Source organism: Mesorhizobium sp. B2-7-1 (assembly GCF_006440735.1).
Classification (GTDB): Bacteria; Pseudomonadota; Alphaproteobacteria; order Rhizobiales; family Rhizobiaceae; genus Mesorhizobium.
In genome coordinates this window covers 56780-69548 of sequence record NZ_VFUA01000007.1, presented here as the reverse complement: position 1 = coordinate 69548, position 12769 = coordinate 56780, and the positions used below count along the sequence as shown (strand labels likewise).

At 65.0% G+C, this 12769-nt stretch carries 11 protein-coding genes; 7 read left to right on the top strand and 4 right to left on the bottom strand.

Going from position 1 to position 12769, the window contains the following annotated elements:
* Window positions 1–155: 155 nt before the first annotated feature.
* The 4 genes from FJ471_RS04880 to FJ471_RS04865 all read right to left on the bottom strand — a co-directional run bounded on the left by FJ471_RS04880 (window position 156) and on the right by FJ471_RS04865 (window position 6076).
* Window positions 156–719, bottom strand: coding sequence for an ActR/PrrA/RegA family redox response regulator transcription factor (locus FJ471_RS04880; RefSeq protein WP_140802034.1), 564 nt, complete (start codon window positions 717–719; stop codon window positions 156–158).
* Window positions 720–1015: 296 nt separating this feature from the next.
* Window positions 1016–2338, bottom strand: coding sequence for an ActS/PrrB/RegB family redox-sensitive histidine kinase (locus FJ471_RS04875; protein ID WP_140802033.1), 1323 nt, complete (start codon window positions 2336–2338; stop codon window positions 1016–1018).
* A gap of 347 nt (window positions 2339–2685) precedes the next feature.
* On the bottom strand, window positions 2686–5148 hold the full coding sequence (hrpB, locus tag FJ471_RS04870) for an ATP-dependent helicase HrpB (RefSeq protein WP_140802032.1): 2463 nt from the start codon (window positions 5146–5148) through the stop codon (window positions 2686–2688).
* A gap of 37 nt (window positions 5149–5185) precedes the next feature.
* Entirely contained in the window at window positions 5186–6076 is an 891-nt protein-coding gene (locus FJ471_RS04865; protein WP_140802031.1) for a DMT family transporter, read from the bottom strand.
* A 21-nt stretch (window positions 6077–6097) separates the two neighbouring features.
* Here FJ471_RS04865 and FJ471_RS04860 point away from each other — a divergent pair, with 21 nt between their 5' ends.
* The 7 genes from FJ471_RS04860 (at window position 6098) to FJ471_RS04830 (ending at window position 12697) form a co-directional block, all read left to right on the top strand.
* Window positions 6098–6796, top strand: coding sequence for a PIG-L deacetylase family protein (locus FJ471_RS04860; protein WP_140802030.1), 699 nt, complete (start codon window positions 6098–6100; stop codon window positions 6794–6796).
* Between the two features lie 234 nt (window positions 6797–7030).
* Window positions 7031–8362 (top strand): ABC transporter substrate-binding protein, encoded by a 1332-nt coding sequence (locus tag FJ471_RS04855; protein WP_140802029.1) that lies wholly within the window; start codon window positions 7031–7033, stop codon window positions 8360–8362.
* A gap of 122 nt (window positions 8363–8484) precedes the next feature.
* Window positions 8485–9432: a sugar ABC transporter permease gene (locus FJ471_RS04850; RefSeq protein ID WP_140802084.1), complete on the top strand. Its 948-nt coding sequence runs from the start codon at window positions 8485–8487 to the stop codon at window positions 9430–9432.
* Entirely contained in the window at window positions 9429–10379 is a 951-nt protein-coding gene (locus FJ471_RS04845; RefSeq protein ID WP_140802028.1) for a carbohydrate ABC transporter permease, read from the top strand. The genes FJ471_RS04850 and FJ471_RS04845 overlap by 4 nt, the downstream gene beginning before the upstream one ends.
* Window positions 10376–10582, top strand: a complete 207-nt coding sequence (locus tag FJ471_RS04840; RefSeq protein ID WP_140802027.1) for a hypothetical protein — start codon at window positions 10376–10378, stop codon at window positions 10580–10582. Before FJ471_RS04845 ends, FJ471_RS04840 begins: the two co-directional genes overlap by 4 nt.
* 2 nt (window positions 10583–10584) lie before the next feature.
* Window positions 10585–11691 carry an ABC transporter ATP-binding protein gene (locus tag FJ471_RS04835; RefSeq protein WP_140802026.1) on the top strand — a complete coding sequence of 369 codons (1107 nt, stop codon included), beginning with the start codon at window positions 10585–10587 and terminating at the stop codon, window positions 11689–11691.
* Window positions 11684–12697, top strand: coding sequence for an ABC transporter ATP-binding protein (locus FJ471_RS04830; protein WP_140802025.1), 1014 nt, complete (start codon window positions 11684–11686; stop codon window positions 12695–12697). The genes FJ471_RS04835 and FJ471_RS04830 overlap by 8 nt, the downstream gene beginning before the upstream one ends.
* Window positions 12698–12769 lie beyond the last annotated feature (72 nt).

The following is a 12769-nucleotide window of genomic DNA, read 5'->3' as shown; positions in this document are numbered from 1 at the left end:
TTCCAATGATGCGCGGCGCCAGCGATGACGCAAGGCTTACAAGTTACACGCCAGCGCATGTTTCGAAAGTTGGCTGAAACGCCTGTCCTTTCGTCATCCATGGGCGAAGCAAGGAGCGAAGCGACCGCGGAGACCCGAGGATGACGAATGTCTGCCTACCGCGGCGCCCGCTTTGCGAGGATCCGCTGCAGCGTGCGGCGGTGCATGTTCAATCGCCTGGCCGTCTCGGAAACGTTGCGGTCGCACATTTCGTAGACACGCTGGATGTGCTCCCAGCGCACGCGGTCGGCCGACATCGGGTTTTCCGGCGGCGCGGCACGCTCGCCGGAGGTGCGGGTAAGCGCGGCGAAGACGTCGTCGGCATCGGCGGGCTTGGACAGGTAGTCGACGGCGCCGAGCTTCACCGCCGTCACCGCGGTGGCGATGTTGCCGTAGCCGGTCAGGATGATGGCGCGGGCGTCGTTGCGCTTCTCGCGGATGGCGGCCACGACATCGAGGCCGTTGCCGTCGCCGAGCCGCATGTCGACCACCGCATAGGCCGGCGGATGGGCGCGCGCCTTGGCGACCGCCTCTTCCACGCTCTCCGCCGTCTCGACCACGAAACCCCGGGTTTCCATGGCCCGGGCAAGCCGGGTGAGGAACGGCTTGTCGTCCTCGACGATGAGCAGCGAGGTATCCTCGCCCTCGACCATTGCGCCCGTCGTTTCGTCTCCGCTCATCTTATCGACATCCTACTGACCAAGAGCACCTTCGCATCAAAACGAATTCTACCGAATGCGCCTTAAGTCCTTGTTTCCAGGCATGCCGTCTCGCCAAACGCGGCTGCACAGTTTTAGGCGACATGCCTCACTTTTACGCAGATACAATTCCGCAACAGCAATGTCCAATTTTTAGAGCCCGCAACAGAGCTGCCATGCAGTAAATGCAAGGCATGGTTCACCGTTTCGCAATTCCGGACGGAAAGCTACGGCGAAGTCGCCGAGCCCAACCGCTACGCACTTTTCCTGGAATTGCTCTAGGCATTGTCGAACATGGTGGAGGCCTGGTCCTGGTTAAGGAAGACGCCGCGCGGCCAGGCGATCTGCACCACCGCGCCTTCGCCGAGCCCGCTCGAATTACGGAAATCGATGGTGGCGCCCGACCGTTCCAGCAGGGTCTTGGCGATGAACAGCCCTAGCCCCAGCCCGCCGCCCGCCTCGGTGCCCTGGCGCGTCGACATATAGGGCTCGCCGATGCGGTCGATGATCTCGGCCGGAAAGCCCGGCCCGTCATCGGTGATCGAGAAGATGACCGCCTCATTGTCCCAGCTCCAGCTGACGGTGACGGACTTGCGGGCGAAATCGACGGCGTTCTCGACCAGGTTGCCGAGCCCGTAGATGACGCCGGGGCTCCGCTGGCCGACCGGCTCGGGGCCGATGCGTTCGCCGGGCCGCAGCCGGATCGAGATGCCGAAATCGCGATGCGGCGCCGTCACCTCCTCGACGAGCGAGGTGAGCGGCATGCGCGACATATGCGCCTCGCCTTCCGAGGAAAGGCTGGTCAGCCGCTTGAGAATCTCGCGGCAACGCTCGCTTTGCGAGCGCAGGAGCTTCACGTCCTCGCCGTATTTAGGGTCCTTGCCGAGCGCCTTTTCCATCTCCTTGGCGACGACGGTGATGGTTGCCAGGGGCGTGCCGAGTTCATGCGCGGCGGCCGCCGCCAGCCCGTCCAGCGCCGACAGATGCTGCTCGCGCTGCAGCACCAGCTCGGTGGCGGCCAGCGCGTTGGCGAGCAGGCGCGCTTCGGCCGCGACGCGGAAAGCATAGATGGCGGTGAAGGCGATCGAGGCGAAGACAGCCATCCACATGCCGGCGACATAGATGAACGGCATCGGCAGCGGCGCCTCCTCGTACCAGGGCAGCGGCAGGTGGAAGAACACCAGCAGCGTGGCGGCCATCATGACCAGCGCGCCAAGCACCGCGGTCATGCGCAGCGGCAGCGAAGCGGCCGAGATGACGACCGGGACCGATAGCAGCACCGAAAACGGGTTGGTGAGGCCGCCGGTCATGTAGAGCAGGCCGGTGAGCTGGATGCCGTCGAAAGTGAGGATCGCGAAGGCCGAAAGCGGGGTGAGCCGATGCGCCGCCGGATAGCGGAAGGTGAGCCACAGATTCATCCAGGCCGAGCAGGCGATCAGCGCAAAGCACATCGACACCGGCAACGGGAACTTCAGGCCATAGGCGACGACCAGCACGGTCAGGCTCTGGCCGACGATGGCCAGCCAGCGAAGGCGGATCAGCGTGTTGAGCCGCAACCGCTGGCTTTGCTGGGAATCGGGCGCGCGCAGGATGTTGATCATCGACTTACGATTATAACCGCGGGAGGGTAAGCGCTAGTAGCCCTGTAAAGGCGACCCGACCCGTTGGCAGCGGGTGTTTCATCATAACCATTCGAGATTGGCCGAGGCCCTCGCGACTTCGTCATCCACGGGCGGAGCGACGCGAAGCGGAGCGCAGACCCGGGGATCCATTCCGTTACCTTGAGCGTAGAATGCAGCGGAACAGAATTCTGAACCGCGGCGCCGCCTCAACGTCACGGAATGGATCCTCGGGTTCTACGCGCGTCGCTTCGCTCCTTGCTCCGCCCGTGGACGACGAAGGAACGGGCGTTTGCGCCAATCGCAAAGGTTTGCGGTCCGCCCCGACACTACGTCCCGCGCGGCTTGGCGCGACTGGTGGCGGCCGCCTGGAGCGGATTTTCCGGCCAGACATGTTTTGGGTAGCGGCCGCGCATGTCGGCGCGCACGTCCGCCCAGGAGCCGCGCCAGAAGCCGGGGAGGTCGCGTGTCGTCTGGATCGGCCGGTGCGCCGGCGACAGCAATTCCAACGTCAGCGGCACGGTGCCGTTGGCGATCGCCGGATGGCCGTCGAGGCCGAACAGCTCCTGCACACGGACCGCCAGCACCGGCCATTCGCCGTCATAGCGGATCGGCACGTGGCTGCCCGACGGCGCGTCGAAATGGGTCGGCGCCAGCGCGTCGACCTTGCGCTGCAGGTCGTGCGGGACCAAGGCCATCAGCGCCGACGACAGCGTCGCCGGCTTGATGGCGGCGAAAGAGGCGTCGCCGGCGAGAAACGGCAGGAGCCAATCGTCGAGACCCTCGACAAGCGCTTCATCCGAAACATCGGGCCAGGGCGCGCCGAGGCCACTGTGCAGCCAGCCAAGCCGCTGGCGGAGCGTTTCCGCCTCCTTGCCCCAGTCGAGCAGCGACAGGCCGTGCTCGCGCACGGCATCTATCATGGCGCGGTCGGCATCGGCGCCGGATGGCGCCGGCAGCATGCGCTCGGAAAGCGTGATGGCGCCGAGCCTGGCGGTCTCGCGCATGCGCACGGCACGGCGCTCGCGGTCGAAGCCCGCCTCGCGCTTCGTCTCGATGCGCTCGGCAAGGGCGGCGCGGATATCGGCTTCTTCAACCGGCGCGGCGGCGGTGATGCGGGCGTTCTGCGCCTTGCCCTGCAGGTCGGCGACGACGAGCCAGGTTTCGTTGGCCAGCGGATCGGCGGCATCGACCATGGCGCCCGACCCGTTGGCGAGCACGAAGCGGCCGCGCTCGCCGCGCGCCCTGGCGACCCGATCCGGCCAGGCATGGATGAGGAGCGAGCCGGCGGCTGCCGCCTCGCTGCCCTGGCCGCCGCCGCCCTGCCTGGCCAACCGCTCGGCGAGCTGCCTGGCGGCGTTGGCGCGGGGGGATTTCTCGCCGCGAAACCGGATCAGGCGCCGCTCCAGGTCGGCGCTGTCGCCGCCTAATCCACGCTCTGTCAAAAGCACGGCGAGCAAGGCCGCTTCCCGCGCATGACCGGTCTTCGCGGCCTCGGCGACCATATGCGCCAGCCGCACCGGCAGCGCCAATTTGCGCATGGCGGCGCCCGCCCCGGTCAGCCTGCCGGCATCGTCGATGGCATGCAGCGCCTTGAGCAGGACCCTCGCCTCGTTGAGCGCCGGCGCCGGCGGCGGATCGAGGAAGGAAAGGCTCGACGGATCGGCCACCCCGAAAGCGGCGCAGTCGAGCAGCAGGCCGGAAAGATCCGCCTCGAGGATCTCCGGCGGCGTGAAGGCAGGGAGCGACGCCGTCTGCTCGGCCCGCCACAGGCGAACCGCCACGCCGGCTTGCGTGCGGCCGGCGCGGCCGGCGCGCTGGTCGGCCGAAGCCTTGCTGACGCGCACCGTCTCGAGCCTGGTCAGGCCGCTCGCCGGCTCATAGCGTGGCAGCCGCGACAGGCCGGAATCGATGACGACGCGCACGCCGTCGATGGTGATCGAGGTCTCGGCGATCGAGGTTGCCAGAACCACCTTGCGGCGGCCGGCCGGCGCCGGTTTGATCGCCTGGTCCTGCGCCCGGTTGTCGAGCTGACCGGAGAGCGGAACGATGTCGGTATCGGCGGCGACATTGCCCTGAAGCCGCTCGGCGGTGCGCTCGATCTCGCGCTGTCCGGGCAGGAAGGCGAGCACGCTGCCCTGCTCGCCGGCCAACGCCGCACGCACGGCCTTGGCCATGGCATCCTCGATCGCGATGCCGGCCGGCCGCTCGTCATGGCGGATCTCGACCGGAAAGGCGCGGCCCTCGCTTTCGATCACCGGCGCATCCGACAAAAGCTTCGCCACGCGGGCGCCGTCGAGCGTCGCCGACATGACCAGCAGACGCAGGTCCGGCCTGAGCGCGCCCTGCACGTCGAGCGCCAGCGCCAGGCCGAAATCGCCATCCAGCGAACGCTCGTGGAATTCGTCGAAGATCACCGCCGAAACGCCTGGCAGCTCCGGGTCGTCGAGGACCATGCGCGAGAGCACGCCTTCGGTGACGACCAGGATCTTTGTCCGCGCCGAGGTTCGGTTCTCCATGCGCATGGCGTAGCCGACCGTGCCGCCTGGTTCCTCATCCAGCAGCTCGGCCATGCGGCGGGCGGCGGCGCGGGCGGCGAGCCGACGTGGCTCGAGCAGCACGATCCGGCCCGGCCCGAGCCACGGCGCGTCGAGCAGCGCCAGCGGCACCAGCGTCGTCTTGCCAGCACCGGGCGGTGCCACCAGCACGGCGCTGCTGCGCCCGGCAAGTGCCTCGGCAAGCGCCGGCAGCACGGCTGCGACCGGAAGGTCCGGCAAGGGTTTCGTCGTCATGGCGCCCGCATATCAGCGGTCGCGACCGCTGCGCAACTCAAAGCCGGGTGCGCGTGAACGGGTTCCAGCGCACCGTGCCAAGCCGCACTTCCTCGCGCACCATGGTGAGCAGGCCGGAAGCGCCGACGACGACAAGGCCGACCAGCGTCATGGCGTCGGGGTATTCCTTGAAGAACATCGCGCCGAGGATGACCGCCCAGACAATCTGCGAATAATGCGTCGGCGCGATGCGGTTGGCCGGAGCGTATTTGGCCGCCAGGAGATGCAGCAATTGACCGCCGGCGGTGAACAGACCGCCCAGGACCAGCCAGCCCAGTTGCCACAGATTGGGAAGCGAAAACGACGTCGCGGCCGCGCCGACGCCGTTGAACAACAGGCCGCAGCCGATCAGCGTGCCCAACATGGTGGTGCGCTTCTCCTGCTGGGCGAGAGAGCGCATCAGGATGACGATGGTTGCCGCGACAAACGCGTTGGCAAAGGCGGCGAGATGGCCGAGATGCAGCTCGCGGAAGCCCGGCCGCACCACCAGCATGACGCCGACAAAGCCGGCGACCACTGCCAGCCACCGCCATGGACCGACCTTCTCCTTCAGGATGACGGTCGAAAGCACGGTGACGAGCAACGGGGCCAGAAAGAGCAGGGCGTAGACTTCCGCCAGCGGAATGGTGGTGAAGGCATAGACGCTGAGCACGCCCGACACGATACCCGCCCAGGCGCGGGCCTGTACGGCCCAGGGCCGCCTGGTGCGCCAGAAATCGCGCCAGCGCTCCTCCTTCGGCCGGGTGAAGAACAGGAAACAGCCGGCAAACAAGGTTACGAAGAAGCCGATCTCGAAGACGGTGAACTGCCCGCCCAGACCCTTGATGACGGCGTCGCTGAACGAATAGTTTGCGTAAGCGAGAAGGGCGAGCAGGATTCCGTTCGGCATACCATTTCCGGGAGAGAAGACATGAGGATACTGGCGCTGGGGGCACATCCCGACGATATCGAGATATTCATGTTCGGTACGCTGGCCGCCTATGCAGCGCAAGGCGCAGAGCTCAATTTTGCGATAGCCACCGATGGTGCCAAGGGCGGCAAGGGCGATCCGAAGGCGCTTGCCCGCTTGCGACGCCAGGAAGCGACCAAGGCGGCAGGCCTGCTCGGCGTCGAGCCGCGCTTCCTCGACTTTCCCGACGGAGAACTCGTCGCCGATGCGGCGTTGATTTCGATGCTGAAGGCGCTGATCGGCGAAGTGAAACCCGACCTGGCGATCACCCATGCGCCCTACGACTATCACGGCGACCATCGCGCCCTGTCCGACGGCGTGCGCATCGCCGCATCCTTCGCCGTTCCGGTGCTGCATGCCGACACGCTCGGCGGCACCGGCTTTTCGCCGACGCATTATGTCGAGATTTCGCATCATTGGGAGATCAAGGCGAAGGCGATCCGCGCGCACCAGTCGCAGGGTCCGGAGCATTATGTGCACAGGGCGCGCCTTCAGAACGAGTTTCGCGCCGGCCAGTGCAACGGCGTTTCCGGCGCGCTGGCGGAAGCCTTCCGCTTCGAGCCGACCTTTCCCTTCGCCGACATACGCGCATTGCTGCCGCCAGCGCCGCCGGTCCGGCCGGTGACGGCAAGCCCGAGCCCTGCCAACCCGGCCGGCTGACGGCGGCAGGCCGCAGCGTCCGGAAATCATTTCCCAACGATTTCAATCACCCGTTTTCGCCATGCTGCGGCGCAGCAACGAATTCGCTTGCCTTGTTTAGTAAAAATGGCACTACTAAACAAATTACTAAACATTGGCAGCGCTTGGCGCACCATGTTTGGGCCCTCGGAGGAGCGAGGGTTGAGGGCTCTTGAAGCCGTCATCCGGACGCGTTTCGCAAATGGGAGGTAAGGCATGAAATCGACCTTGAAACTGGCGTTGGGACTGGCCTCGGCGATCTTTGCGTCGACAGCCGTCTCGAACGTCGCGCATGCGGAAGACCTGACGCTGTGCTGGGCGGCCTGGGATCCGGCCAACGCGCTCGTGGAACTGTCCAAGGACTTCACCAAGGAAACCGGCATCGGCATGAAGTTCGAGTTCGTGCCGTGGACCAATTACGCCGACCGCTTCCTCAACGAGCTCAACTCGCATGGCAAGCTCTGCGACCTGATCATCGGCGACAGCCAGTGGATCGGCGGCGCCGCAGAGAACGGCCACTACGTCAAGCTGAACGACTTCTTCGACAAGGAGAAGATCAGCATGGACGACTTCGTGCCGGCGACCGTGGTCGGCTATTCGGAATGGCCGAAGAATACGCCGAACTACTGGGCGCTGCCGGCCATGGGCGACGTTGTCGGCTGGACCTATCGCAAGGACTGGTTCTCGCGGCCCGAGCTGCAGAAGGAATTCAAGGAGAAATATGGCTGGGACCTCGCCCCGCCGACCACTTTCGACCAGCTGAAGCAGATCGCCGAATTCTTCCAGAAGCGGCAGATCGACGGCAAGACGGTCTATGGCGCCTCGATCTATACCGAGCGCGGCTCGGAAGGCATCACCATGGGCGCCATGGACGTGCTCTACAGCTATGGCTTCCAGTATGAAAACCCCAAGAAGCCCTACGAGATGGAAGGCTTCGTCAATTCCGAGAAATCGGTGAAGGGGCTGGAGTTCTACAAGGCGCTCTATGACTGCTGCACGCCGCCCGGCGCCTCCAACAGCTACATGGGCGAAGGCGTCGACGCCTTCAAATCCGGACAGGTGGCGATGCATATGAACTTCGCCTTCACCTGGCCCGGCCTGCAGAAGGACGAGAATGTCGGCGGTGACAAGATCGGCTATTTCGTCAATCCGAAAGGTCCCGACGGCGACCAGTTCGCGCAGCTCGGCGGCCAGGGCATTTCAGTGGTTTCCTATTCCGACAAGCAGGAATCGGCGCTGAAATACATCAAGTGGTTCGCCAACAAGGACGTGCAGGCCAAGTGGTGGTCGCTCGGCGGCTATTCCTGCCTGAACTCAGTCGTCAAGGACCCGAAGTTCCCGTCCAGTCAGCCCTACGCGCAGGCTTTCCTCGACTCGATGGCCATCGTGAAGGACTTCTGGGCCGAACCGAGCTACGCACCGCTGCTGCAGGCTTCGCAGAAGCGCTTCCATGACTATGTCGTGGCCGGCCAGGGCTCGCCCAAGGACGCGCTCGACGGCCTCGTCAAGGACTGGACCCAGGTCTTCCAGGACGACGGCAAGATGTAACCGGGCCAAGATGTAAGGCTCCTCCCGAGCCGGACCGAAGCGTCCCGTGCCGCCCTTGGCACGGGACGCAGTTCAGATAAATTCCATCATCGAGACCTACCGTGACCGAAGCAGGACTGACCATGCTCAATCGGACTGCGGACAACGCTGCCCGGGCGACCCCGGAGCCGTTGGCCAAGAAGATCCGGGGCATCAGCGACAAGGGCCTCGCCTGGCTGTTCATCTCGCCGACGATCCTTTTGCTGCTTGCCATCAACATCTTCCCGCTGTTCTGGGCGATCTATCTGTCGTTCACCAACTACCGCGCCAACCGGCCCAACGAGGTGGTGAAGAACCTGGGGCTCGCAAACTACAAGCGTATCCTTGGCGATCAGGACATCTGGATCGCCATGCAGACCACCGCGCATTTCGTGTTCTGGACGATCCTCTTGCAGACGGTGATCGGCTTCACGCTGGCCTGGCTGATCGACCGCAAATTCCGCGGCCACGCCTTCTGGACCACCATCATCCTGGTGCCGATGATGCTGTCGCCGGCGGTGGTCGGCAATTTCTGGCGCTTCCTCTACGAGCCGCAGATCGGGCTGTTTTCCTATGTCGTCTCCTTCGTCACCGGCATTCCGCCGACGAATGTGCAGATGCTGTCCAATGTCGAGCTGGCGCCGTGGTCGATCATCATCGTCGACACATGGATGTGGACGCCCTACGTCATGCTGATCTGCCTTGCCGGCCTGCGCTCCATTCCCGAATACATCTATGAGGCGGCCGAGGTCGACCGCGCCTCCAACTGGCGGCAGTTCTGGTCGATCACGCTGCCGATGGCGCTGCCCTTCATCATGCTCGCGGTGCTGTTTCGCGGCATCGAGAACTTCAAGATGTTCGACATGGTCAACCTCTTGACCGGCGGCGGGCCAGGCTCGACCACCGAGGTCGCCTCGATCACGCTGAAGCGGCAGGCCTTCGAAAGCTGGCGCACCGGCTATTCCTCGGCCTTCGCCATCATCCTGTTCGTCGCGGTGTTCGGCCTCGCCAACATCTACGTCAAGGCGCTCAACAAGGTGAAGCAGAGATGAGCCTGACCACCGCCCATTCCGTCGTAGCACCGTCGTCGAACGCGAAGCTGATCGCCGGCACGATCATCATCGCCTATGCGCTGATCTCGATCGTGCCGCTGTTGTGGATCTTCGCCACCAGCTTCAAGACGCCGCCGGATTCGATCGCCTATCCGCCGAAGATCGTCTTCCAGCCGAGCATCGAGGGCTATTGCAACCTGTTCACGACCCGCACCCGGCAGACGCCGGAGTACATCAACGCGCTGGGGCCGCCGACCGGCTTCTGCGACGAGACGGTGCGCAAGCGCAACATGGTCATCGCCGGGCCGTCGAACTTCCTGCCGCGCTTCGTCAACTCGCTGATCATCGCCTTCGGCTCGACCTTCTGCGCGGTGTTCCTCGGCACGCTCTCGGCCTATGGCTTCTCGCGCTTCAAGGTGCCTTTGGCCGACGACCTTCTGTTCTTCATCCTGTCGACGCGCTTCATGCCGCCGATCGCCGTAGCGATCCCGATCTATCTGATGTATCGCGAGCTCGGCCTCTCCGACACGGCGCTCGGCATGATCCTGCTCTACACCGCGGTCAACGTCTCGCTGGCGGTCTGGCTACTCAAGGGCTTCATCGACGAAATCCCGCGCGAGTACGAAGAGGCCGCGATGATCGACGGCTACACGCGGCTGCAGGCCTTCTGGCGCACGGTGCTGCCGCAGGCGACGACCGGCATCGCCGCGACCGCGATCTTCTGCCTGATCTTCGCCTGGAACGAATATGCGTTCGCCGCGCTGCTGACCTCCGGCACGGCGCAGACCGCGCCGCCCTTCATCCCGACCATCATCGGCGAGGGCGGCCAGGACTGGCCGGCGGTGGCCGCGGGCACGACGATCTTCCTGGTGCCGATCCTCGTCTTCACCATCCTGCTCCGCAAGCAATTGCTGCGCGGCATAACTTTCGGCGCGGTGCGCAAATGAGCACGATACAGCCTGCAAAACGCAAATCGCGCTGGCCTGTCTGGGCAAGGCGCGGCCTCATGGAAAACATCGCGACGGCGATCATCGCGATCGGCTTCCTGATGCTGTTCCAGCCCTTCGCGCTGTCGCTCTACACCTATTCCTTCGTCACCATGCTTGCCGGCACGGTGATGTTCATCATCGTCTCGAAATTCCCGGAGTAACGATGGCCGAGATCCGTGTTCAGAACCTGAGGAAGGCCTTCGGCGCATTCGTTGCCGTGCAGGATTCCAACTTCGTCGTCGAGGATGGCGAGTTCTTCGTCATGCTCGGGCCGTCCGGCTGCGGCAAGACGACCACGCTTCGCATGATCGCCGGCCTCGAGTTGCCGACCGGCGGCAAGATCCTGCTCGGCGGCGAGGACGTCACCATGCGCCGGGCACGCGAGCGCGACATCGCCTTCGTCTTCCAGCTCTTCGCGCTCTATCCGCATATGAACGTGCGCAAGAATATCGGCTTCCCGCTGCTGGCGCAGGGCATGCCGGCGGCCGAGATCCGCAGCCGTGTCGAGGAGACGGCGAAGCTCTTGCGTATTGACCATTTGCTGAACAAATCCGTCTCCGGCCTTGCCGGCGGCGACCGCCAGCGCGTCGCGCTCGGCCGCGCCATCGTGCGGCGGCCGAAATGTTTTCTCATGGATGAGCCGCTCGGCACGCTCGATACCGAGTTCCGCGATCTGATGGTGCATGAGCTGCGCGAGTTGCACAACCGCATCCACGCCACGACGGTCTATGTCACGCACGACCAGATGGAAGCGATGTCGATGGCCGACAAGATTGCTGTGATGAACCATGGCGTCATCGAACAGTTCGGCACGCCGCGCGAGATCTACGACCGGCCGGCGACCATGTTCGTCGCCGATTTCATCGGCTCGCCGCCGATGAATTTCCTGAAGTTCGGCGGCGGGCTCGCCAGGGGCGCGAAGGAGATCGTCGTGCAGGGCGCCAAGGTGGCGGTGCCGGAGGTGCGCGAAGATATCGCGCCCGCCGACATGGCGCTGGGCATCCGGCCCGAGCACATCCGCTTCGACGACGGCTCGAAGCTGCGCGGCGCGATCTATGGCACCGAATATCTCGGCACCACGCAGATCGTCGCGGTCGAGACGGCCGACGGCATCATCAAAGCGCGCGTGCCGGCGGGCATCCCTCTCAATCCCGGCGAACAGGTCGGGCTGGCGCTGAGCAGCGCGCGGCTGTCGCTGTTCGAGAAGGGTTCCGGCCGCGCGGTCAGGACCGTCATGCATGATCAGGCAGCGGAGGCGCGCCATGGCTGATGTCCATATCCAGGGCGTGACCAAAAGCTTCGGCGACACCGTCGCGATCGACGATCTCGACCTCGCGATCAAGGACGGCGAGTTCGTCGTGCTGCTCGGACCGACTGGCGCCGGCAAGACGACGACTCTGAGGCTGGTCGCGGGGCTGGAGCGGCCGGACCGCGGCACGATCAAGATCGGCGGCCATGACGCGACGACGCTGTCGCCGGCCGAGCGCGACACCGCCTTCGTCTTCCAGCAATATTCGCTCTACCCGCATCTTTCGGTGTTCGACAACCTAGCCTTCCCGCTGCGCTCGCCGGCGCGGCGCTTTCCGGAGGAGGCGGTGCGCCGCCGCGTGGAGGAGGTCGCGCGCATGGTGCGCATCGACCACAAGCTCGACAACCGTTCGACAAAACTGTCGGGTGGTGAGATGCAGCGCGTCGCCATCGGCCGCGCGCTGGTGAGGAAGCCCGCGATCTACCTGATGGACGAGCCGCTGTCGTCGCTCGACGCCAAGCTGCGCGCCGATCTCAGGCTCGAGTTGAAGCGCATCCAGTCCGAGCTCGGCGCCACCATGCTCTATGTCACGCATGACCAGATCGAGGCTATGACCATGGCCGACCGCATCGGCATCCTCGCCGACGGGGTGCTGGTGCAGATCGGCACGCCGCGCGCGATCTATTCGGAGCCGGCAAACCTGCATGTCGCGGCGCGCCTCGGCCAGCCGGCAATCAACCTTCTGCCGGCCGGGCTGCTGCCCGATGGCGGCACGCCGACCGGCACGGCGACGATCGGCGCCCGCACCGAGCACCTCGCGATCGAGAAGGCGGCGAACGGGCATGCTGACGGCGTCGTCGACTGGGTCGAGCATCTCGGCGACCAGAACCACCTGCATGTGACGGTGGGGGCGAAGAAGCTGGTGACGCTGACCGATCCCGACACGCCGCTCGCAAAGGGGGACAAGGTGACGATCCGCTACATCGCGCCGCTCTATTTCGGCTCGGACGGGCAAAGATTGATGTAGCGGGGACTGATGTAGCCGCCTCGCGCCCAATATTCGCACTGATTGACGACGCAGATACGGACTGGACGAAAT

Coding starts and splice junctions, on each gene's coding strand:
- FJ471_RS04865 (WP_140802031.1), bottom strand. CDS start 6,076: ATGCCGAACGGAATCCTGCTCGCCCTTCTCGCTTACGCAAACTATTCG.
- FJ471_RS04830 (WP_140802025.1), top strand. CDS start 11,684: ATGGCTGATGTCCATATCCAGGGCGTGACCAAAAGCTTCGGCGACACC.
- FJ471_RS04835 (WP_140802026.1), top strand. CDS start 10,585: ATGGCCGAGATCCGTGTTCAGAACCTGAGGAAGGCCTTCGGCGCATTC.
- FJ471_RS04855 (WP_140802029.1), top strand. CDS start 7,031: ATGAAATCGACCTTGAAACTGGCGTTGGGACTGGCCTCGGCGATCTTT.
- FJ471_RS04875 (WP_140802033.1), bottom strand. CDS start 2,338: ATGATCAACATCCTGCGCGCGCCCGATTCCCAGCAAAGCCAGCGGTTG.
- FJ471_RS04880 (WP_140802034.1), bottom strand. CDS start 719: ATGAGCGGAGACGAAACGACGGGCGCAATGGTCGAGGGCGAGGATACC.
- hrpB (WP_140802032.1), bottom strand. CDS start 5,148: ATGACGACGAAACCCTTGCCGGACCTTCCGGTCGCAGCCGTGCTGCCG.
- FJ471_RS04845 (WP_140802028.1), top strand. CDS start 9,429: ATGAGCCTGACCACCGCCCATTCCGTCGTAGCACCGTCGTCGAACGCG.
- FJ471_RS04840 (WP_140802027.1), top strand. CDS start 10,376: ATGAGCACGATACAGCCTGCAAAACGCAAATCGCGCTGGCCTGTCTGG.
- FJ471_RS04860 (WP_140802030.1), top strand. CDS start 6,098: ATGAGGATACTGGCGCTGGGGGCACATCCCGACGATATCGAGATATTC.
- FJ471_RS04850 (WP_140802084.1), top strand. CDS start 8,485: ATGCTCAATCGGACTGCGGACAACGCTGCCCGGGCGACCCCGGAGCCG.